Annotated in this window: 15 protein-coding genes and 1 tRNA gene; 8 read left to right on the forward strand and 8 right to left on the reverse strand. The window is 71.8% G+C overall.

Features of this window, described 5'->3' with window-relative positions; genetic code table 11:
- Window positions 1-7: 7 nt before the first annotated feature.
- The 4 genes from ACK8GG_RS06880 to ACK8GG_RS06895 form a co-directional block, all read right to left on the reverse strand.
- On the reverse strand, window positions 8-1,225 hold the full coding sequence (locus ACK8GG_RS06880) for an oxygenase MpaB family protein (protein ID WP_440355873.1): 1,218 nt from the start codon (window positions 1,223-1,225) through the stop codon (window positions 8-10).
- Window positions 1,226-1,494: 269 nt separating this feature from the next.
- A complete protein-coding gene (locus tag ACK8GG_RS06885) occupies window positions 1,495-3,327 on the reverse strand; it encodes an AMP-dependent synthetase/ligase (protein ID WP_440355874.1) in 1,833 nt (610 codons plus the stop codon).
- Window positions 3,328-3,526: 199 nt separating this feature from the next.
- A complete protein-coding gene (locus ACK8GG_RS06890) occupies window positions 3,527-5,227 on the reverse strand; it encodes a bifunctional 3-(3-hydroxy-phenyl)propionate/3-hydroxycinnamic acid hydroxylase (protein WP_440355875.1) in 1,701 nt (566 codons plus the stop codon).
- A gap of 118 nt (window positions 5,228-5,345) precedes the next feature.
- Window positions 5,346-8,504 carry an ATP-binding protein gene (locus ACK8GG_RS06895; RefSeq protein ID WP_440355876.1) on the reverse strand — a complete coding sequence of 1,053 codons (3,159 nt, stop codon included), beginning with the start codon at window positions 8,502-8,504 and terminating at the stop codon, window positions 5,346-5,348.
- Window positions 8,505-8,681: 177 nt separating this feature from the next.
- Here ACK8GG_RS06895 and ACK8GG_RS06900 point away from each other — a divergent pair, with 177 nt between their 5' ends.
- From ACK8GG_RS06900 to ACK8GG_RS06910, 3 genes are all read left to right on the forward strand, one after another.
- Window positions 8,682-9,176: a hypothetical protein gene (locus ACK8GG_RS06900; protein ID WP_440352882.1), complete on the forward strand. Its 495-nt coding sequence runs from the start codon at window positions 8,682-8,684 to the stop codon at window positions 9,174-9,176.
- A 240-nt stretch (window positions 9,177-9,416) separates the two neighbouring features.
- Window positions 9,417-10,013 (forward strand): effector-associated constant component EACC1, encoded by a 597-nt coding sequence (locus ACK8GG_RS06905; protein WP_440352881.1) that lies wholly within the window; start codon window positions 9,417-9,419, stop codon window positions 10,011-10,013.
- Complete coding sequence (locus ACK8GG_RS06910) at window positions 10,010-11,134, forward strand: caspase family protein (protein ID WP_440352880.1); 1,125 nt, start codon at window positions 10,010-10,012, stop codon at window positions 11,132-11,134. The genes ACK8GG_RS06905 and ACK8GG_RS06910 overlap by 4 nt, the downstream gene beginning before the upstream one ends.
- Window positions 11,135-11,494: 360 nt before the next feature.
- Here ACK8GG_RS06910 and ACK8GG_RS06915 read toward each other — a convergent pair whose 3' ends face one another.
- From ACK8GG_RS06915 to ACK8GG_RS06930, 4 genes are all read right to left on the reverse strand, one after another.
- Window positions 11,495-11,644, reverse strand: a complete 150-nt coding sequence (locus tag ACK8GG_RS06915) for a hypothetical protein (RefSeq protein WP_440352879.1) — start codon at window positions 11,642-11,644, stop codon at window positions 11,495-11,497.
- 359 nt (window positions 11,645-12,003) lie between these two features.
- A complete protein-coding gene (locus ACK8GG_RS06920; RefSeq protein ID WP_440352878.1) occupies window positions 12,004-12,270 on the reverse strand; it encodes a hypothetical protein in 267 nt (88 codons plus the stop codon).
- Window positions 12,267-12,632, reverse strand: a complete 366-nt coding sequence (locus ACK8GG_RS06925; protein WP_440355877.1) for an AbrB/MazE/SpoVT family DNA-binding domain-containing protein — start codon at window positions 12,630-12,632, stop codon at window positions 12,267-12,269. The genes ACK8GG_RS06920 and ACK8GG_RS06925 overlap by 4 nt, the downstream gene beginning before the upstream one ends.
- 226 nt (window positions 12,633-12,858) lie before the next feature.
- A tRNA-Leu gene (locus ACK8GG_RS06930) sits at window positions 12,859-12,945 on the reverse strand.
- Window positions 12,946-13,231: 286 nt separating this feature from the next.
- Between ACK8GG_RS06930 and ACK8GG_RS06935 the strand changes: the two genes are divergently transcribed.
- From ACK8GG_RS06935 to ACK8GG_RS06955, 5 genes are all read left to right on the forward strand, one after another.
- Window positions 13,232-14,908 carry a fibronectin type III domain-containing protein gene (locus ACK8GG_RS06935; RefSeq protein ID WP_440355878.1) on the forward strand — a complete coding sequence of 559 codons (1,677 nt, stop codon included), beginning with the start codon at window positions 13,232-13,234 and terminating at the stop codon, window positions 14,906-14,908.
- 245 nt (window positions 14,909-15,153) lie between these two features.
- Entirely contained in the window at window positions 15,154-17,796 is a 2,643-nt protein-coding gene (locus ACK8GG_RS06940; protein WP_440349226.1) for a fibronectin type III domain-containing protein, read from the forward strand.
- A gap of 33 nt (window positions 17,797-17,829) precedes the next feature.
- On the forward strand, window positions 17,830-18,822 hold the full coding sequence (locus ACK8GG_RS06945; RefSeq protein WP_440348876.1) for an AAA family ATPase: 993 nt from the start codon (window positions 17,830-17,832) through the stop codon (window positions 18,820-18,822).
- A gap of 10 nt (window positions 18,823-18,832) precedes the next feature.
- Window positions 18,833-19,984, forward strand: coding sequence for a DUF58 domain-containing protein (locus ACK8GG_RS06950; RefSeq protein ID WP_440352875.1), 1,152 nt, complete (start codon window positions 18,833-18,835; stop codon window positions 19,982-19,984).
- Window positions 19,978-22,320 (forward strand): transglutaminase TgpA family protein, encoded by a 2,343-nt coding sequence (locus tag ACK8GG_RS06955; RefSeq protein WP_440355879.1) that lies wholly within the window; start codon window positions 19,978-19,980, stop codon window positions 22,318-22,320. Before ACK8GG_RS06950 ends, ACK8GG_RS06955 begins: the two co-directional genes overlap by 7 nt.
- The last annotated feature ends 59 nt before the right edge of the window (window positions 22,321-22,379 follow it).

Raw genomic sequence — 22,379 nt, forward strand, 5'->3', positions numbered from 1 at the left:
GGCCGGCTCAGGCGCCGGGCCGGTTCCGGGTCGGAATGGTGATGGGAGTGTGGTCCGGCGAGCTGCCGTTGTTGAGGAAGAGCATCGCCAGGCCCCGCACGAACCGGTCGAACATGGAGAAGGTGCGCGGCATGACCGGCGACAACCCTTCGCGGAACACCAGGTACGTCGGCCAGCCGGCCTCGATCACGCCCCGCGACACATAGTCGCGCGGCAGCCGCAGCCAGTTGCCGATTCTGTCGCTGAGCAGGTAGCGCGCGAACTCGCGCTGGAATCCTTTGGTGACGCCCAGGTCGACCGAGGAGGTCAGGTTCAACAGGGTGTCGGCCAGGTCGATGCCCTCCCGGGTCGGCGCCAGCAGTGGCGTCAGCACGTACTGCGACTGCTCGTGGGCGGCAGCCCAGCTGTTCGGGATGAACTCGTCCCGCACGCCCAGCAGGTGCAGCGCGACCTGCCACATGTGCAAGTAGGCCTCCTCCTCCGCGGCCGACACCCGCAGGCCCCAGCCGCGCCACTCGCGCAGCTTGCTGTGCACGTACGTGCCGAGGCTGTGGAAGGTGATCAGGATGTCGCCGTTGCTGATCGGGATCGGATGGTCGGTGACCGCCCGCCAGGCGGGCGACTGGGGCAGCAGGTGCCGCACCGCGGCGTGGGTCAGGCGGGTCTTGTGGGAGGTGACCACGAAGTGGCCCGTCGGCTTGAAGGCGTCGGCGGCGTTCAGGTCGTACCCGTACGTGAAGGTCTTGGCCGCGCGCGCCTGCATGTCGGCACCGCCCTCGGACCAGTAGACGTTGCGGGCTTCCCGCGGGATCACCGTGCTCATGATTCCGCTGCCGAGGCCGTACAGCAGGAAGAAGTACATGCTCATGCGCTCGTTGAACTGCGCGGCACGGTCGAGCTTGGCCTGGTCGGCCCAGGCCGGCAGGGTGTTGACGCGGGAGAGATAGGCGGTGAGCGCGGGAGGGAGACCACTGGGCAGTGGGTCGCCGTTTCTGCGCCAGGAGTCGAACGCGGCGTTGACGGCCGGGATCTGACCGTTGTCGAGCAGGGTGGCGACGAGCGGGTCGGTGTCGTCATCCCAGACGTCCCACGGGTCGATGACCGTGTCGGTGCCGGCGATCGAGTTGGCCGACGACCACGCCCAGGCCTTGGGCGCCTCTGCCGCGGCCGCCAGGCCCAGCGCGGCACCGAGGGTCAGGACTCTTCGTCTGTTGAGATTTTCCATTTGCACCACTTCCCAAATCGGCCAGAAATCTCCCTGAACACGAGCTTGCGGACGTACTGAAAGCGAGTTTCCAGTGCATCGAGCATGTGATTCTCTATTAACATAGAGGAGCTTGACTGTCTCGGCAAGAGGCGTGTACGACGCGAGCCGCACCTCCGGCAACGTGGCGCTGGAGGTGCGGCTCGACAACCTGGCAGGAGTGGCAGACACGGCGGACGCCGCGCGCGCAGTGGCGCACGGCGGCCCGCCCGGCGGTGGTCTCCCGCCGACTAGTAGAGGCCGTTGATGCTCTCGCTGTAGCGGTCGACGATGATGCGCCGCCGCAGCTTCAAGGTCGGGGTCAGCTCGCCGGACTCCGGCGTCCAGCTCGACGGCAGCACCTGGAAACTCTTGACCTGCTCCGGCCGGGCGAGTTTGGCGTTCGCGGCGTCGACGGCGGCCTGGATCTCGGCGAGCAGCAGCGGGTCCGAGGCCAGGTCGGGCAGCTGCGCGTCGGCGATGCCGCGCGCCCGCGCCCACTGCGGCGCGAACTCGTCATCCAGCACGATCAACGCGGTGACGTAGGGCCTCCGGTCGCCGATCGCGACCGCCTGACCGATGAGCGGATGCGCCCGGAGCAGCCCTTCGATCTGCGCCGGCGAGATGTTCTTGCCGCTCGAGGTGATGATGAGTTCCTTTTTGCGGTCGGTGATGGTGAGGAAGCCGTCCTCGTCGACGGTGCCGACGTCACCGGTGGCGAGCCAGCCGTCCGCGTCGACGATCGGCTCGACGCCGCCGTCGCCGCGCAGGTAGCCCGAGCAGACCAGCGGGCCGCGCACGAGGATCTCGCCGTCGTCGGCGAGGCGCACCCGCATGCCGAGGTGCGGCCGCCCGACGGTCCCGGTGCGGAAACGCTCCGGGAGGTTGATGGTGGCGGTGCCGGTGGTCTCGGTCATCCCCCACACCTCCAGCACGTCGACGCCGATCCCGGCGAGGAACCGCAGGACCTCGACGGGGATCGGGGCCGCCCCGCTGCCGGCCCAGACCATGTTCTGCAGACCCAGTGAGGACTTGATCGGTCGCAGCACCGTGGCGTCGGCCTGCGCCAACCGGGCCGCCAACTCGTCCGGCACGGCCTGGCCCGCCGCGCGCAGCTCGTACGCCTGAAGGGCAAGCGCGCCGGCGGCGTCGAAGGCGGCCCGCACCGCGGGCTCCACGGTGGCCAACTGGGCCTGGATGCCGGCGGCCATCTTCTCCCAGATCCGCGGCACGCCGAAGAACGAGGGCGGAGCGACCGCACGCAGCGCCATGACCAGCTGCGTGGGGTCGGGGCAGATGGTCACGTGACCGGCGCGGTAAATGGGGTTGTAGACGCCCAGGAACCGCTCGGCGATGTGGGCCAGCGGCAGATAGGCGACCGACGGCGCGTGATCGGGGACGGCCACGAGGGCCTCAAGTGCCACCGCCTGATAGATCACGTTGTGGTGGCTGAGCACGACGCCCTTCGGGTCGCCGGTCGTCCCCGAGGTGTACAGCAGCGTCACCGGCTGCTCGGGGCGGATCTCCCGCCAGCGCCGCTCGAAGGCGTCCGGGTCGCTCCGGTGCGCGGCCCGGCCGATGGAACGTAACTGCGACAGCGGCACGAGCATCGGGTCACCGTCGCCGGGTTCGGCCCCGTTGACCAGCACCACCCGGCGAAGCTGCGGCAGCTCGGGCAGGATCGCCCGCCAGCGGGCCAGCTCGGCGGCGCCTTCGAGCACGAGCACCTGGGCACCGCTGTGCAGCGCCAGGTAGCGCATCTGATCGGCGCTCAGTGTCGGATAGATCGTGGAGGGCACCGCGCCCAGATGGACTGCGGCCAGGTCGACCAGCCAGTGTTCCGGCCTGCTCGACATCATGATCAACATGCGGTGCCCCGGCTCCAGGCCGATTTCGGCCAGGCCGCAGGAGAGCTCGGTGACCTCAGCGCGCAGCTCGGCCCACGTACGGGTGTCGTCACGGCCGAGGGTGGTCAACGCCGGCAGATCGGCGAACTCGGTGGCATTGCGGTGCAGCAGCGCGGGAACGGTCAGCCCGGCCGCCGTCTTGGCGCACTCGTCGGCGAGGGTGTCGGCAGGGTCCATGGGCTACTCCTTTAGTCGTAACCGGGCCTGGTGCTGATGAGACCGGCGCACCCCGCGGATTGTGCTTCGAGGGCCCTACGGCCTATGACAGCACTGTAAACGAGGGTTAACTTTCTGGAAAGGATCGATCGGTCGTACGTGCTCACCTCGCTCCCCTTCGTGGTCGCCTCACGAATGTGGATTAACGAGACCGGCATGGTCACATCCGCCGTCCCGGTGCCGCCGCGACCCCCGGGCCGTGCGGCAGGGGCCGACCCGGTCCGCCCGACGACACGCCGAGGGTGGCACTCAGATCCCGCCCGGTCTGCTCCAACGCGACGGCCGCCGTCAGGGCGAAGACGAACCGGTCCGGCCGCAGCACCACCAGGTCGGCGCGGTGGCGCCGCAGCCACCCGCCGAGCACACCGTCGACGTCGACGACATCGACCCGCTCCGGCCGGCCCGCCCTGGCCGGGACCGGCAGATCTGCCACCGGGGTGCCGCACGGGTGGACGGCAACGAACCGCACCGGCAGCCCTTGCCACTGCGATCCGAACGCACTGCCCGCTGCGGCGGGGCCGAGCACGGCGAAGCCGTCGCCGAGCGCCTCGTCGAGCAGGCGCACACCGGTGGACCCCGGCATCACGATCCGCGGCTGGGGAAACATCGTCCCGACCACGCCGTCTCGCCGACCGCCGGCCATCAGGCCCCGCCGGTACGCCGGCACCGGCTTGAACTCGAACCGCTCCACGAACCGCCGTACCCGGGGGATCGTCTGGAGCGCCCGGAGCACTGTGTCCCGAAGCCAGGCGGCGGAGCGGTTGCGGGCCAGGAAGACGTGCCCCAGCCGGACGCTCGTGCGCGCCATCTCCGTGGTGTGCGGGCGCCGCTCGGTCTCGTACGTCTCCAGTACCGCAGCGTCGGCGGCGCCCGACAGCACCAGGGCCAGTTTCCACGACAGGTTCGCCGCGTCACGCAGCCCGCTGCACAGACCCTGGCCCATGAACGGGGGCATCTGGTGGGCCGCGTCGCCCAGCAGGAAGACCCTCCCCTGCCGCCACCGCTGCGCGATGAGGTGGTGGAAGGAGTAGACCACCGCCCGGGTGACGCCGAAACGTGCCGGATCGACGTACGGTGAGACGAGCGCGGCGATGATGTCCGGCTGCTGCATCTCGGCCTCGGTCTCGCCCGGGCGCAGCATGAACTCCAGCCGGTAGCTGTCGGCCGCGCCGGGAGACACGAACGCGGGCCGCTGCCAGTCGCAGACGAACCTGGTGTCCTTGACCCGTACGGCGTCGGGTGGCACGTCGCCGGAGACCGCCAGCCACGGCTCGGCGTAGCTCGCCCCGGCCAGCGGGATCCGGACGGCCGACCGGGTGGCACTGCGGGCGCCGTCGCAACCGAGCACATACCTGGCGCGGACCGTCCACCGCCGTTGGGTGGCCACATCGGACAGCTGCACGGTCACCCCGTCGTCGTCCTGCGTGAGGCCGACCAGTTCGGTGCCGAGCGAGAGCTGGACGTGTCCGAAGCGGCCCAGCCCGGCCCGCAGCGTCCGTTCCAGCCGTGGCTGGTCGAAGAAGCGCAGCGGCGCGTGCCCGTACCCGAAATCCGTCTCGGACAGCGCCATCCGGGCGAAGACCCGGCCCGCGCGGTTGACGTACTCGACGAGCGGCGGGGCGATCATGTCGTCCCGCAGCTCGTCGAGCAGGCCGGCCTGCTGGTAGATGCGCAACGCCTCGTCGTCGCAGGAAAAGGCCCGCGGCTGGCCGTGCGGGGCGACGCTGCGCTCCACGACCAGCGTGGTGACGCCGCGGGCGCCGAGCAGGTTGGCGGTGAGCGCGCCCACCGGCCCGCAGCCGATGACTGCCACCTCGACCTCCTGGACCGGGTGGTGAACCGACGGTTGTACCGGATTCATCGTGCTGCCCTTTCGACAACGGCTTCCTGTGGAGACGGCGCCGGCCGTCCTCACCCGACGCTGACCAGGGCACCAGGCCGGCGTGGAAAAGCTGTGGAGACGACGTGGAGGCCGGCCTCTACAGCCGGCGGGAAGCGCCGTCGGCGGCGAACCGGGGCAGGAACAGCCGGGCACCCTGTTCGGTGGCGATCCGGGCCCCGGTGTTCCACTCCGTTCGGTCACGGCGGGCTACGCCGCGGATCCGGTGCAGCTCCGCGACGAACACCCGCTCGCCCACCCGGTCCGCCACGGCCAGCCCCTCCTGCGCCAAGCTCGCCGCTCTCTCCGCGCGGCCGGCGGTCAGGTACGCCTCGGCCATCGCGCAGAGCAGGATGGTCCGGGTGGAGCGCAGTCCCGGACGGTAGATCTCGTCACCGGCGGCGCACATAGCTTCGAGCCGCCCGTGGTCGCCGCCCCGGGCGGCAGCCCATTCGGTGAAGAACGCACCGGTTGCCACCATGTGCGGCAGGCCGGTGGCCCGGCCGATGTCCCGGCACCGGCGCGCCGCGGAATCAGCCGCGACGACGTCGTGTTCCTGCATCGCCAGCCAGGCGGCGTAGAGTGCCGCGTTCGCCCGGCCGTACGGGTCGTCCAGCTCCTCGGCGAGGGCCTCGGCGTCGGCAATGTCCGCCCAGGCGCCGCAGCGGTCGCCGCGCACCGAGCGGACCAGCGCCCGGAAGTTGTGGCAGCCCAGCACCGGACGCCGGCCCACCTCCCGGCGCAGCAGTCCCCGGTCGACCGTGCGCAGCCGGTCGATCGCGGCGGTGAGCCGGCGCTCGCCATCGGCCGGCCGGCCGATGAAGTAGCCGAGGGCGCCCAGCAGGTACCCGCCGGCCACGGCGAACAACCCGCTGCCGTCGTCCTCGGCCCGCACCAGTCGCCCGGCGAGATCGGCGCAGATCGCGTACTCGGCCCGGTTGGCGGCCAGCTCCCCCAGCGCCCAGAGGGCGTGACGGATGTCGGCATCCGGCCCCGCCAGCGTCAACAGCTCACGGGCGCGGGCGCAGACCTGGTCGACGGCGTCGCTGCCGACACCGACCGTCATCTGCAGCAGAGACGCGCGGTGCAACTGGACGCCCAGTTCGGTCATCGCCGCGGCGGGCGACACCTGCGCGGCCGGGGCGAGCCGGTGGGCGGCGCGTTCGAGGTGGCCGAGCGCGTCCTCGTAGGCGACCCGCCGGGTCGCGTCGTCGGCGGCGCGCAGTGACCACCGCAGGTAGTCCTCGCCGTGGCCGAGCCCGATGGCCTGACCGTAGTGGTGGGCCAGCTCGGCCGGTGCCACATCGGCGGCCCGCTCGTAGGTCCTGGCCAGCCGGGCGTGCAGCGCGGCCCGGCGCGGCGGGACCAGTTCGGCGTAGGTGACCTCGGCGATGAGCGGATGGCAGAAGGTGACCGCGCCCGGTCCGGCCTCGGTCACCAGGGCCGCCGTGTACGCCGGGGCGAGCCCTTCGGCGAGCGCCGGGGCCGTGGTGTCCAGCGCCGTCGCCATCACCTGAAGGTCCAGGTCGTGGCCGGCCACGCTGAGCAGGTCGAGGCAGCGCCGGGCGGCATCGGGGAGCCCGCCGAGCCGCAGCCGTACGGTGTCCCGGATGCTCGGCGGCAGCTCCGCGCCGGCTGCCGGGTCAGCGTGGGACCGGAGCAGCTCGGTGATGAAGAAGGGATTCCCGCCGGTACGGGTCACCAGCCGGGCCACCACCGGCTCCGACGGCGCCACCCCGGTCCGGTCCCGGACGAGGTCGGCGACCGAGGACGCGTCCAGTCCGGCGAGCCGGAGCTGACCGAACCCCGATCCGCGCGCCAGCTCGGCGACGGTCGCCACCAGGGCCGGATCATGCTCATACGGCCGGAGAGTGGCGACCACCAGGGCCCGGGCGCCCGACAGCTGGGCACAGAGGAACCGCAGCAACAGCAGCGAATCCGGGTCGGCGGCGTGCAGGTCGTCCAGCACGACCAGCAGGCCGCGCTGCCGGGCCACCGCGCGCACCAGTTCGGACACGGCCTCGTACACCTGGAACCGCGCCGTTGGGTCGGGTCCGTTGTCTGCCGGTCCGGGCAGCGATCCGGCGGCGAACCCGTCCAGCCGGCTCGCCGAGCCCGTGGCGCCGGCCTCCTGCATCGCCACGAGCACGCGTACCACCTGGCGCCACAGCCAGAACGGCGGCGCCTGCCCAACGTCAGGACAGCGGCCCCAGACCACGGGTACGCCGTCTGCGGCTGCCTGCGTCCCGAGTGCCGCGGCGAGGGTGGTCTTGCCGATGCCGGGCTCCCCCACCAGGGCCAGCATCCGCCCGCCGTGCCGGATTGCGGTCCGCAGTGTTTCCCGCAGCCGCCCCAGCTCCGCGCCGCGCCCCATCAGCGGGCCCATGCCCCGATCGGGTGCGCCGAACGCCGCCGGATGGCCGGACTGCACCAGAGGGTCGGCCCCCGCCGGACGGACGATCTCCGCCGGGCTGCCGGGCTCTGACAGTCGGCCGGACTCCGACAGCACCGCCTGCTCCAGGATCAGCCGGTGCACCGCCCGGATCTCTTCGCCGGGGTCGAGGCCGTACTCGTCGGCCAGGATCCGGCGCCCCTCGTCGAAGACCGCCAGCGCCTCGGTCTGCCGGCCGGACCGGTACAGCGCCAGCATCAACTGCGCGCGAGCCCTTTCCCGCAGCGGGTGCGCCGAGACGAACCGGCGCAGTTCCGCCAGTGACGTCGCGTCCCGGCCGGCCAGGACGGCAGCGCTCAACCACCCCTCCTCCGCGCTGAACCGCAGCTCAGCCAGGCGTGCCACCTCCGGGCGCACAGCGCTCAGCTCCGCGACGCCCGCCAGCGGCTCGCCACGCCACAACGCCAAGGCCTCGGCGTAGCTGCGCTCGGCGGCCGCCGGCTCCCCCGCCCCGAACTCGGCCGCCGCCCGGTCCACGAGGCCGCCGAACCGGATCGCATCGATGGTCTCTATAGCCACCCGCAGCTCGTACCCCCTCGGACGGCTACAGAGGACCCGGGCCGGCTCACCGCGGGAACGCTCGGGCTCCACGGCCCGGCGCAGCCCGGCGACGTACGTGCGCAACGTCGTATGGGCGCTGGGCGGTGGCCGCCCGTCCCACAGCGCCTCGACCAGCCAGTCGGCGGCGACGAACCGGTTCGGTCGCAGCAGGAACAACGCCAGCAGTGCCTGCTGTTTGGGCCCGCCGAGGGGCACCACCCGCCCGTCCCGGACGACTTCCGGCGGGCCCAGCACCCGGCACTGCATCACCACAAGGGTGATCCCAGCACGCCGGGTGCCGATCCGGTAGCAGCCTTACGACAACACACACCTGCGACCCCACCGTCGCCAGGTGGCGCGGGGCAGTTCGGGTATCGACCCGGGTTGACTCGATCGTCATGCTGGAACGGGACCCCCCACCCACACCATCCCGAAGGAGCACCCATGCGTAAGCCGGCCGGGACGAGCGCGGTCCTCTTCGGACTCGGTGTCGGCGCCACCGCCGGATCAGCCCTCGGACCGGCCGCCTTCTGGCCCGGCGTCGCGATCATCGCGCTCGGCATCGTGCTCTCTCTGGTCGGCACGGCGGAGACCGACCTCGTCGGGGACGATCCCGACAAGGACTCACCGGTGACGGACGACGGCACGGGCAGGGGAAAAGCCGTCGTCGCGCACCGGCGACGGCGAAGTGGGGAGCGACCGACGCTCGCCGGCCTCGGCACCCGCGTCGAACAGATTCTCAAACTCGCCGAGGAACAGGGCAACGACCACCGAGCCGAGGCCCGGCGTGAAGCCGAGGCGATCGTGGCCGCCGCACGGCGGAAGGCGGAGGCGATCCTGAACGAGGCGCACCAACAGGCGGCCGGGCCCTTCGGCACCCGACGGGACTGGTCTCCAATCCGCCCTGACCAGGCGGTGCCGCCTCAGACAAAACCCTGACCCCCTCCTCAGAAGCTCCCAACCCGGAGGTCGACAGCATGGCCAGCTCGGGAGCCGCAAGTTCTCCGGTACGTCGTCAGCGCTGCAGCAGCACGGCGGCGACGTCGCCGACCGAGCCGACCAGCACCGACTCCACCGGAACCTTCTCCAGCATCGCCTCGTCGAAGGTCGCCTCGGTCTCGTGTCGTGTGTGCCAGGATCTGCCTCCGGCCGATCCTTCTGGCGGCGGAGGTGCAGACGGTGACCAGATCCAGGTCCGCCCAGCGCAGCGTGCCGTTGCGCGCCCACGGACAACTGACGCAGGTCGACGGCGACCAAACGTTAGTGACGGTGTCGGCAGGGCCGCACAACGAGGCGATAGCGATGTGGCCCGCCACGTCGGGCCGCTTGCCCTTCTTTGACTTGCATGCGGACTCGGAATGGTCGCCTACGCGACACTACTGGCATGTGGCGCTCGTGCAGCGGGTAGCGGATCATCGTTGGGTGCACGCAAGCATCGCACTTGTTGACGACACAGCCGATCAACTGGCGTCGCTCTACGCCTGGCTCCAACGCGACGACGAGTTGCGTGGCCGAGTCCGGTCGGTTGCAGCGGAGTTGAAGCCGGGTGACATGGGCGGTGTCACGGAGACGTTGACCGTGGCGCTCGGAAGCGGCGGTGCGGTGGCCGTGCTCGCCGGCACGCTGAGTGCCTGGCTGTCGGCCCGCCGCACCAGGATCAGTGTCGAGATCACCGATGGCGACAGCAGCCGGCGCGTCGAGATCGACTCCGCGAATGCGAGCGCCGCCGCCCGGCTGCTGCGAGAAGCGTATGAGACGACTGGCGGACTCTCATGAGTACGCGTCTGCCGGACCCAAGGCTCTCCAACGCCCTGCTGATCGGAACAGCACAATTCACGAGTGATGCGATCAGTGACCTGCCGTCCGTCGCCAACAACGTGACCGCGCTGGCGGAAATGCTCACGGATCCGGCCGCCGGAGTAGTAAATCCTTCCCGATGTCGCCAGCTGATCAATCCACGCGCCCAGCGCGAGGTCGGCACGGCGCTCGACGAGACTGTCAACGCCGCTGACGACACCGTGATCGTCTACTACGCAGGCCATGGTCTACTTACTCCTCGCGGAGTACTGCACCTCGCCGTGGCCGAAACTGATCCACACCGCGTTGCCTACACCGCCGTTCCCATAGAGTGGCTGCGCACCGCCTTGGCCGAGAGCCCGGCGAAGAACCGGATCCTGATCCTGGACTGCTGCTTCTCCGGGCATGCGGCGACCGCAATGACCTCCGTCTCATCAGTAGTCACCGCCGCCATCGACATCAGCGGCACCTACACCCTCACCTCCGCACCGGCGAACTCGACTGCCATCGCTCCGGCCGGTGAACGATTCACCGCCTTCACCGGCGAACTGCTCCGAGTCCTACGCGACGGCATCCCCGGCGCGGACGATCTGCTCTCGCTACGCGACATCTACACGGCCCTCGTCCGTGGATTACACGCGCGTAGCATGCCCCGTCCGCAGCACCTCGGCACCGGGCTCGCCGATCACATCGCGCTCGGTCCGAACGCAGCCGGCAGGCCGCCGAAGACTTCCATGGACGCCGTGCCACCCGCCACCACCGAGGCACCGGAGAACGCGCCGTCGGCGCGAAACGAGGAACTGGAGAAGAACTTCCACCAGGCGCTCGTCAACGGCTACCGCGCCATGAAGCGCGAAATCAACTACAACGCGACCATCTACATCCGCATGATCTCCACCCACGGCGGGCTCGGCGCGGCCCGGCAACTCCTGCACGCGTCCTCGGTCTCCAGCGGATTCACCACCCTCTGGGAGAAGGGCCGCCTCGACCTCACCGTCGAGGCATTCATCCTGCGCGAACCCTGGTCGGCGCTCTTCACCGATGAGGAACTACAGATCGCCCGCGACCGGCTTGCTGAGTACGGCTATCACCCGAACTAGCCACCGGCGCCGGGCCGAGCAACAGCCTTGATCCCGGAGCCCCCAAGATCAGCGGGCGGCGCCGAAGCTGCCGGCAGCAGAGGATGCGGCTCACCTGTAAGCGCTGCCAGGGCTCGGGCGACCTCGTAGATATCAGCTCGCACATAGGTGCTGGTCGTACCCGCATCGGACCTGCCGTTGTAACCTGCGAACGCTCGAGCTACCGCATAGCCGAAGCTCCGTTCCACCCAGGTCAAGGTTGTATGGCGTAGCCAGTGCGTGCTGACCTGCTGGGTAGCCACCCAGGGCAGAATCTTCCGAGGCGCTGCGAAGCGTGGACCCAACGGATAGTCCGAGCCACCTTATGTGATTCTCGGCCGGCTAAAGCGAGCTGTCGACGGACAGCCGCTTGAGCATCCCGGCGGTCGCGACGATCAGCATCTCGGCGTCCTCCCGGGTGTACTCGAAGTCCTTCGTCACCTCGTCCTTGTGGCCCGCGCCGCTCATGGTCGAGAACAAGTCCTCGACCATGAACGCCCACCGCTCGCCGTAGGTCCGGTCCGGATCGAGGTCGACCGGCCGCAGAGCCAGCGCACCGCGCCGGCGGTACGCCGTCTCGGTGTGCAGCCGCAGCAGACTGTCCAGCGCGGGTCATCGCCCGTGCTGGCGGCGACGGCATTGATTTCCGCCAACCTGCTATCGGCCACCGCCCGCCTGGTGCTCGGCAGGCGCCGCGGCTTGGCCACCTTGAGTGCGGGGTTGTCCGCTGCGGCGATGTACCCGTCGGCGACGGCCCGCCTGTGGAGGCACCGCAGCGCGGCGATCAGATGCTCCGCCGCGCTTCGTCCTCCCCGCGCGTTGCGCCGGGCCACCACGTGCGTCTTGGCGTACTAGGCGAGCTGCTCGATCTCCGACGGTGTCGGCTCGTCGAGCCGCCGCTCTGCCCGGTGCTCCAGGACCCGCTTCCAGTACGAGCCGTACGCCCGCCGGGTACCGTCGCTAACCGCCGCCGAGACGACCGGCACGTACTCGGCGAACGTCGGTGCTGGCGGACGGTCCGACGCCGCGTCGACGAGATCGGCCGGCGAGATCCCCATGCGCGCCAGTAACAACCGCGCGGCATCCAGCTCCGCCCGGCCCACAGTGGTGTCACTCATGCCTGACCACCGCCGAGCAGGTCTGCGTGCACCGCCACGACCATCGCGTCCAGGGCGGCAGGAGGGTGCACGACGAGCAGATCGTCAGCAGGGTTTGCCGCGAGCAGCACCCGGTCGCCGGTGGCGAGCCCGCACCAGTGCCGGACAGTCCCCGGCAGGTGGAGGTGGCCCTGTCCAGTGACGGTGAAAACGCCCTGCCGGTCCAACCCGACGACGATGACTCCCAAGCCCTCGCGGATGTGCAGCCGCGTGCCCGGCCCCCGTCCGAGGGCACGGATGACCGTACGGTCGGGGATCCGGCCACTGCTGTCGATGGCAGCCAGGCCGTACACCATCGTGCCGGCGCGTGACGTCGGTAGCACCGGCAGGGGCGATGGCGGACGACGAGTGGCTCCACCACGCGGCCGATGCGGGCTTTGCTCCCGGTCCGACAGCCTCACGGGAGGGATGACGGGAGCCACGGAACGATCCGCCACCACAATCGCCCCCGATCGAGACAGGGTCGATCGAGGGGTAGCTGCGCTGAGATTTGCGTGGTCAAGCGTGCCTAACCACCAGTACGCGAAACACAGCATGGCTGCTGCAATTTGGTGTCCGAGGGGGGACTTGAACCCCCACGCCCTATACGGGCACTAGCACCTCAAGCTAGCGCGTCTGCCATTCCGCCACCCGGACCTGCTCGTACAGCCTACCCTGTCCGACCGCGGCGATTTTCTCGCCCGTCGGCAGGCCTTCCAGCTGCACGGGGCATTACTTTACACGGCCCGATTGGATCATGCACATCCCGGTTCGGAGATCGACTTTGCGCAGGTCAGAGGCCTGTTCGAGCCCGCCGCAGCCGAGGTGATCACGCCGATCCCTTCCCGTCGACGACGCCTGGGCACTGCCGGAACACAGCAAGCCGGCCACAGCCCGGGGACCCGGGTAGCGCCAGGACGGCGCGCCGGGCAGCATTGGGCGGGTGTCCCAGCCCTCTCCCCTAGCCGCCGCACAGCAGCGAGCGCTCGCCCAGCGCAACGCCGGTGACCCGGCCGGCGCCCGCGAATACCTCGACGACGTCCTCGCGTCGGCCCGACGCAGCTACGGCGAAGATCACCCCGAGGTGCTCGCCGCCTCGCACTTCCTCGCCCGGCTGCACCGCGAATCCGACGATCCCGCCGCCGCCCGGCGCATCCTGGAGATCGCGCTGGAGGCCGCGTCCCGGCGGACGGCCGGCAACGACCCGCTGGTGCTGGGGATCACCGCCGACCTGGCCGGCGTCGCCGAGGAGCTCGGAAACCGGCACGAGGCACGAAAGCACCACACCCGGATAGCGACCGACGGGCCTGCGGTGCTCGGCGCCGAGCACTGGGCGGTGCAGGCGGCGCGAGCCTTCCTCGGCGATGCCGCCCCGGCCCCCGCCGGGCAGACCCAGGCCGGGGGCGCGAACGCCGCCGTACCCCACGCGCCCCAGGCCGCCGCACCGCAGTCCGCGCCACCGGCAACGCCGTATGCGCCGCATCCCGCCGCGCCGCAGTCCGCGCCACCGGCCGTACCGCAGTCGGGGCCGCCGGCCGCGACCGGCGCTGCCGCCGCGCGCCCGGTCAATCCGGCGCTGGACGCGCTGGCCGAGCCGACGACGCACCTCACCACGATCCAGATCGACGAGCCGACGACGCGGCTGGGCTCGGCCGAGACCGGCGACGAGGCGACAACGGTCTTCCCGGCCGGCACTGCCGCTTCGCAGGGCCCGGACGAGCCCACGATGATCGTCGCTCCCGCCGGCATCGCCGAGGCCGGCGACGAGGCGACCACCCTGATGCCGCTGGTGACACCGCCGCAACCACAGGCGGCGCCGGCACCGCCGTACGCGGCTCCGGCCCAGGCGCAGGGAATGCCTGCCCAGACGTACGCGGCTCCGGTGCCACCACAGGCGGCGCCGACACAGTCGCAGGGTTGGACTCCACAAGCCCAGAACTGGGCCCCGGCCAGCGCACCTCCGGTGAGTTCTCCACCGATCAGTTCGCCGCCGATCAGCAGCCCGCCGATCAGCTCGCCCCCCGGGGCGTACGCGTACCCGCCGGGTCCGCATCCGCCGCACTTCGCGCCGCCGCCGCGCCCCGGCCAGCAGCAGGGCTGGAGCGGCCCCGGCCCTGACCGGTCCCGCTTCGCCGAGCACGGCGGCGCAGAGCGGGCGTACGGCAATGAGGTGGCCGCTGCCACGGATCGCCCGAAGTCCCGCGGGCTCATCGTGGCCGTCGCGATCCTCGCGGTGACCGCACTGGTGGCGGTGGTTGCCGCAGTCGTCCTGGTGATCGGCAAGCTCGGCGACGACGCGTCCGGGGACCCCGATCCGACGCCGTCGGCGGCGCCGCTCGGCCAGCCGCCGACGAATGTGCAGCTGCGTGACAACGGCACTTCGATCACGATCAGCTGGGACGATCCGTCCGGTGGGCTGGTCCCGTTCATCGTCGCCAGTGGACGGGACCGGCTCGGCCGGGTGGCGGACGTGCCGGCCGGCCAGACCAGCCGCACGCTGGAGGGGCTCAGCCCCAGCCAGAACTACTGCTTCGTGGTGCTGGCCGTCTACGCCACGGACAACGTGAGCAGCTCCGCGTCGGTCTGCACGAACCGGACGCCCCAGCCGACCCCGAGCTGACGCCACGTATCGCGTACATCGGCTGCCGTGGAGATCTGTCAACGGATCCCACGGCAGCCGATTTCTGTGCGGACATTGGTTGTCCACAGGCCGCAACCGCGGGTTCCACGGTGTATCGACGGGCCCATATGATGGCACGCGGCTTGCGCCGATTACCGGCGGAAATGTTGGCGACATTGTCGGCGACCAGGACCGAAAAAGCACGGGGGAGGAAGCCGGCTGTGGACACCACAGACAACGGCACCATGTCCGAGGGCGGAGCGATACCGGCCGCGCCGCGACGACGCAGGTGGCGGCGCGGTGGCCTGGTCACCGTGGGAACGGTCTCGGCGCTCGTCGCCGCGATGGGGCTGACGGTGCTGGGGCTGGGGGCGGCCGACAACGCCGCGGCCAGCTTCGACGCCAGCTCGTGGCTCTGGAGCACCAGCAGGAGCGAGCTGGCCCGGGTCAACGGCATCACCGCCCGGGTGGACACCCGGGTGCAGGTGCCCGACGCGCGCAGCCACCCGATGCAGATCGTCCAGACCGACCGGATGCTGATCATGCGGGATCAGAAGACCGGCCGGGTCAGCACCATGGACCTCGCCACCCTGCAGATCATGGCGAACATGCCCACCGTTCCCGGGCTCGGGGTCAACGTCGCCATTCACGAGGACGCGGTATTCGTGGTGGACACCGTGCAGGGTCTGGTCCAGCAGTTGGATGCCCGCTCGCTGACCCCGGTCGGTGAGGCCCTGCAGTACCCGCCGGGCATCACCGGTGGCGCCTTCGACGGCGCGGGGCGACTCTGGATCGCCGTGCCGAGCGAAGGCACCGTCTCGGCCATCACCGCGGCGAAGCCGCCGGTCGCTGCCGGTTCGGGCGGCGGCGACGGCGATGCGGGCGACGGTTCCAGCCCGACCCGGGTGCACACCCTTGACGTCGCCGAGCCCAATCACGAACTCCTCCTCTCCACCCTGGACGACGGCGTCGCCGTCCTGGACCGCACCGGAGGCGTACTGGCCACCGTCCGCGGCGAGGCCACCGCGAAGGCGCAGCTCTCGCTGGCGGGTCCGGCCGCGCTGCCGGCGCACACCAGTGGCGCCCTGGTGCCGGTGACCGTGCCCGACGAGCGCGAGGTGCACGTCGTCGACGGCGAGCAGCCCGTCGCCCGGTTCACCGTGCCCGGTGGCGGTGCCACCCTCTCGCCGGCCGTCGCCTGGGCGGACCGCTTCTACTGCCCCGACGAGACCACCGGCAAGGTCTACGTCTTCGACGCGAACGGCGAACTCGTCGACACCATCGCCGCTGCCGGCCGGGGCGGCCGGCTCGAGCTCGAGGTCCGCGAGAACCATCTCTTCATCAACTCGCCGCAGTCCTCCACCGCGCAGGTGGTCGACGACAAGCACTCGGTGCGCAGCGTCGACAAGTACGCCAACGACGTTCTCGGCGGCGACCCGCCGCCGGAGCCCCCGGTGGCTGCCCCGCCACCCCCGGCGCCGAAGAAGCCCCAGGCGAGCAAGCCCGGCGCCCCGCGCAGCGTCTCCGCCTCGGCCGGTGACGCCAGCGCCCGGGTGAACTGGCAGCCGGCCGCCCCCAACGGCGCCGCCATCACCAAATACATCGTGACCGGCGCCGAACGCCCAGTCGAGGTCGGCGCCAACCAGCGCTCCATCGAACTCACCGGCCTGACCAACGGCCAGACCTACCGCTTCGCCGTGCAGGCGGTCAACGCCAAGGGCACGGGACCGGCCGGCAGGAGCAACCCGGTGGTGCCGACCGCGGAGGTGCCGGACGCCCCGGTGAGTGTCACCGCCGAAGCCCGCCCCGACGGCACCGTCGCGGTGAGCTGGCCCGAGGCAAACGGCCAGGGCAACAAGATCGCCAAGTACGCCGTCACCGCCGTCTCCGAGGGGACCAACGCGCCCGTGGGCGAGGCACCGGGCACCGAACTGGTCATCCCCGCCGGCACCCTCACCTACGGCAGCCAGTACGCCTTCACGGTGGTGGCGATCAGCGACGGCGGCGCCGGATCGAAGGCCTCCCCGCCGAGCGGCACCGTCGTGCCGTTCACCCTGCCCGACGCGCCCACCGGGTTGCAGGCCGCCACAGTGGCCGATCGGCCGGGCACCATCTCGGTGCGCTGGGATCCCGCGGTCGACAACGGCCGGCCGGTCACGGCGTACCAGGTGGAGGCGGGCGGGCGCACGACGGAGGTCACCACCGAACAGGCCATCCTCGGCGACCTCGGCAACGGCCAGAACGTGGAGATCAAGGTGCGCGCGGTCAACGAGGCCGGTCCCGGGCCACAGGCGAGCGCCACCGCGCGTACCGTCGCGCTGCCCCAGGTGACCATCACCCGGACCTCGGTGACCGCGACCTCGGTGACGGTGGCGGCGACCGTCGACGCCGGCGGCGGCAGCACGACCTGCACGCTCAGCGCGGCCGGGGCCGCCGCCAAGAGCGGCAGCTGCGCGTCGCTGACCCTGACCGGTCTCACCCCGAGCACCCGGTACACGGTGAAGATGACCGCCACCAACGCCGCCGGGGCCGGCAGCGCGAACGCCACCGCGACCACCGCCGCGGTCTACGGCATCGCCACCTGCGTCAACGGCAGCAGCGGCGACCAGCGCACCTACTGCGACGCCGACCGCGACGGCCGCAACGGCAACGAGGTCTTCTCGGTACCGCGGCAGGACAACGACCGGCAGGTCGGCTGGGCCAAGCCCGGCACCCGCTGGGAGGCGTACTGCAAGGTGCGCGGCGAGGAGGTCTACGCCTTCGTCTACAACAAGGAAAAGCGCAGCACCTGGTGGGTGCGGATCAACTACTCCGGCAGCAACTACATCCCGTGGGCCTGGTTCAACCTGGAGGGCGACGACGACCTCGCTCTGCTGCCCACCTGCTGAACCGCACCAACCAGGCGAGGAGCATCACCGATCGTGAACAGCCGCGAGCCGCTCACCCAGGACGAGGTACGCGGTTTCGCCGGCCTGGCCGCCCGGCTCGCCCAGCACATCGAATCGGTGGTGCTGGGCAAGCCGCAGGTGGTCCGGTTGGCGCTCACCGCGCTCTTCGCCCAGGGGCATGTGCTGCTGGAGGACGTGCCCGGCGTCGGCAAGACGACGCTGGCCCGGGCGATCGCGGCGTCCGTGAAAGGCCAGTGGCGGCGCATCCAGTTCACCCCGGACCTGCTCCCCTCCGACGTCGCCGGGGTGACCATCTTCAACCAGGCCAGCCGGGCCTTCGAGTTCCACCCCGGGCCGGTCTTCGCCAACATCGTCATCGCCGACGAGATCAACCGGGCCTCGCCGAAGACCCAGTCGGCACTGCTGGAGGTGATGGAGGAGCAGACCGTCACCGTCGACGGGGTGCGCCACCCGGTGCCGAAGCCGTTCCTGGTGGTCGCCACCCAGAACCCGGTCGAGATGGACGGCACGTACCGGCTGCCCGAAGCGCAACTGGACCGCTTCCTGATGAAACTCTCCGTCGGCTACCCCGACGAGGCCGTGGAGATCGAAGTGCTGCGCGGCGCCAACCGGCGGTCACCGGAGGCGCTGACGCCGGTCACCGACACCGCCACGGTCAGCGGGATGATCCGGATGGCGCAGCGGGTGCACATCGCCGACCCGCTCTACGCGTACGCGGTCCGGCTCGCCGCCGCCACCCGCTCCCACCCGCAGGTCCGCGTCGGGGTCAGTCCCCGTGGCGTGATCGCCCTGACCCGCGCCGCCCAGTCGTACGCGCTCATCCAGGGGCGCGGCTGGATCATGCCGGAGGATCTCAAGGAGCTCAGCGGGCCGGTCTTCGCCCACCGGGTCCTGCTCTCCCCCGACGCGCAGGTCCGGGGCGTCACCGCCGCCGAGGTCCTCGCGCAGGCGGTCGCCTCCGTCACGGTGCCGCTGCCCGCCGGGCAGCAGCCCGTCCGAAGCTGAGCACCAGAAGATGACCGTCACCAGTCGTGGCGTCGCGCTGCTCGCCGCCGCCGTGCTGCTGCTCACCGCCGGGTTCCGCTTCGCGTACCCGGAACTGGCCGTGCTCGGCGCGGCCGCGGCGGTCGCCGTCGCCGGAGCGCTGCTGCACGCCGCCGGGCAGCCCCGGCTGACGGTCACCCGCAGTGCCGACCCGGACCGGGTCGCCCGCGGTGAACCGGCCACCATGACCCTCACGCTCGGCAACCGGGCCCGGCTGCGCCCGGTGAACCTGCTCGCCGAAGACAGCTGCGGCAACCGCACCGTGCCCGTGCCGGTACTGCGCCTGCGCCCCGGGCACGACACCACCGTCAGCTACCCGGTCCCCACCCACCGCCGGGGCGTGATCCCGGTCGGGCCGCTGCGGGTCACCCGCCACGACGCGCTCGGCCTGGTGTCGGTCACCCGCCGCTACGGGCAGAGCACGCCGGTCTGGGTCTATCCGCGGGTGCACCCGCTGCGCGCCGTCCCCACCGGCGTGGCCCGCAGCCTCGACGGTCGCGTCGACGGTGTCCCGCACGGCTCCATCACCTTCGACTCGCTGCGCGAGTACGTCGTCGGCGACGAGATGCGTCGGGTGCACTGGCGCACCAGCGCCCGCATCGGCGAGCTGATGGTCCGCGAACACGTCGACACCAGCCTCCCCCGGCTGGTGGTGCTCCTGGACAACCGCGCCGCCGCGCACCCCGCCGCCCGCGGCGGCATCGCCGAGACTTTCGAGGCGGCGTGCGAGGCGGCCGCCTCCGTCGTCACCGCCGCGCTGCACGAGGAACTGCCGGTGACCCTGCTCGAGGTCGTCGCCGGCGGGACGGAGCTGCCCAGCCCGCTGGACCGGCTCGCCGCCACCGAACTGACCCGTGCCCCGGGCGACGGCACGCTGCGCGAGGTACTCGGCCGGCTGCGCCGCGACCGCCTCGGCGACACCCTCGTCTTCCTCACCGGCCCCGGTGGCGCGGCCGACCTCGGTGACGTCGCCGCGCTGCGCCCTTCGGCGTACCCGTCGCTGCTGGTGGGGCTCTTCGGGGCGGCCGGCGTCAGCGCCGGCGGGGCGGCCGGGCTCACGGTGCTCGAAGCGGCCGACGGCGCCGAGTTCGCCGCCGAGTGGGACGGGGTGCGCCGATGGTGAAGCTCTGGCGCCCTCTGACCGCCGCGCTGGTGCTGGTGACACTGCTGGGGCTGGCCGCCACCGTGCTCTCCCGGGTCTACTCCGGACCGCTGCTCACCCGGCTGCTGCTGGGTGCCGCCATCGCCTCCGTCGGCATCAGTCTCGCCACCCGCCGCCTGCCGTCCTGGCTGATCGCCCCGCTGTCGGTCCTCGGCCTGACCGCCTACACCGCGTTCGCGTTGCAGGTGGCGGCCCGCCACGCCGAACTGCCCGGCGGGCTCGCCGAGGTGACGCTGGACGCCGCCCGCAACGGTGTTCCCCGGCTGCTGACCGCCATGATCCCGGTGCAGGCAGCACCGGACACCGTGCTCGTCCCGCTGGTCGCCACCTGGCTGGCCGGGCTGGCCTGCGCGGAGGTGACGTTACGCACCGGACGGGTGCTGCTCGGCTACCTCCCGCCGGTGCTGCTCTACGGCGGCGCGCTCTACGTGGTCGGCCCGAACGCCGACCCGGCCCTGTGGCCGACCACAGCTTTCATCGCCGCCGCGGCGCTGGGACTCGTGCTCCCCGGCCGGCGAGGCGCCACGCCCTCCGGTCCCGCCGCCGGCACCCTCGGCACGGGCAAGCTGCCTACCGCCGTACGTCTGCGGCTGGCTGCCGGGACCGCAGCCGGACTCGTGGCGGTCGTCGCCGCCGGCGTGCTCGTCGGGCCGTACGTGGCAGGGCAGGTCGCCGGGCGCCCGGTGGATCCCCGCCGGTACGTCCAGCCCCCGCAGGTGGAGTCGCTCGACGAGAGCCCGCTCATCCGCATCTCCGGCTGGGCGCTGCACCCGGACCAGGTCCTGCTGGAGCTGCGGTCGGAGACGACCGGCCGCACCGACAACACTCCGACCGGCCCCGAGGCACCCGCGACCGACACCGACGGCACCGCGGACCGGCCGGCGGCCGATGCCGGGGCCGGGAACGATCCGGCGGCCGACACGGCAGCGGCGCCGGTGCGGCTGCGGCTCGCCGTGCTCAGCGACTATGACGGGGTGACCTGGCAGGTCGGAGGGACCTACCGCAACGCGGGCCGGGTCCTGCCGCCGGCCGAACCGGCCCCCGGGGCCATTCTGCGTACCGTCCGTCAGGAGATCACCATCGCCGGCCTGAACGGCCGGCTGCTGCCGGCGGTGGCGACGCCGCAGCAGGTGAGCGGTTCCCGGGTGGCGTACGACGCGCAGACCGGCACCCTCATCCGCCCGGAAGGACTCACCCCGGGGCTGCGCTACGAGGTGCTCTCCACAGCGGAGCGTCCCGACCCGGGCCTGCTGGGCGTCGCGGACGTCCCGGCCGGCGCGGAGCACACGCGGGTGCTGCAGGTCGCCGACGGTACTCCGCAGCGGCTGCGGGAGCTGGCCGAGCAGCTCGCCGCCGACAACGGTGCGCCATACGCGCGGGCGGTCGCCATCGAGGATTTCCTCGCCGAGCACTACCGGGAGGTCGCCGACGCCCCCAGCGGCCACGCCTACCCCAATCTCGAGTTCTTTCTCTTCGGTGGCCGCGACATGGGCGGCCAGCGCGGCACCTCCGAGCAGTTCGCCGCCGCGTTCGCGGTGCTGGGCCGGCTCGCCGGGCTGCCAACCCGCGTCGTGGTCGGCTTCGACTCGTCCACTGGCGACGGTCCGGTCCGCGCCGGTGACGCCCACGCCTGGCCCGAGGTGCTCTTCGACGAGGTCGGGTGGGTGGCGTTCGATCCGATGCCCCGCGACGACCGGCAGCCGCGTCCGGTGGAGGAGGACTTCCGGCCCAAGCCGGAGAAATCGTCACCCCCGCCGGAGGAGGCACAGCCGAGCATCAGCCCCTCCTCCCCCGCCCCGGAGGCACCCGAGGCGGTGGCCGCGGCACCGGAGCGCGCAACGGCTTTCTGGCCGGTGATCGTCGCCCTGGTCGTGCTGCTGCTCGGCGTGCCACCGGCGGTGGTCCTGTTCCTGCGCAGCAGGCTGCGCCGGCGACGACTGACCGTCGGGTCCGCCCCGCAACGCATAGCCGGCGCCTGGCGGGAAGCGACCGACGCCCTGCGGCTGGCCGGGCATCCCGCGCCCGACCACCACAGCGCCACGGAGATCGCCGAGGCCGCCGCCGCCCTCTGGCCCACCGCCACCGGGGCCGACAGCGGCAGCGGCAGCGGACCGTCGTTGCACGAGCTGGCGGAGCTGGTCAACCAGGCAGCTTTCGCACCGGGCACGGCCCACGACGCGCGGGCCCAGCGAGCCGCGCAGCTCGCGCACGAGTTCACCTCGGCGATGCGTGCAGCGCGCCCCCGGTGGCGGCGGCTGCTCTGGTCGCTCCATCCCGGACCGCTCTACTGGAGATGAGCAGCCCGGGCAGCCCGGCACGGACGTGCCGCGGGCAAAGTTTCGGCCATACCGGGGAG

This window comes from Melissospora conviva, assembly GCF_049523535.1.
Taxonomy (GTDB): Bacteria; Actinomycetota; Actinomycetes; order Mycobacteriales; family Micromonosporaceae; genus Melissospora; species Melissospora conviva.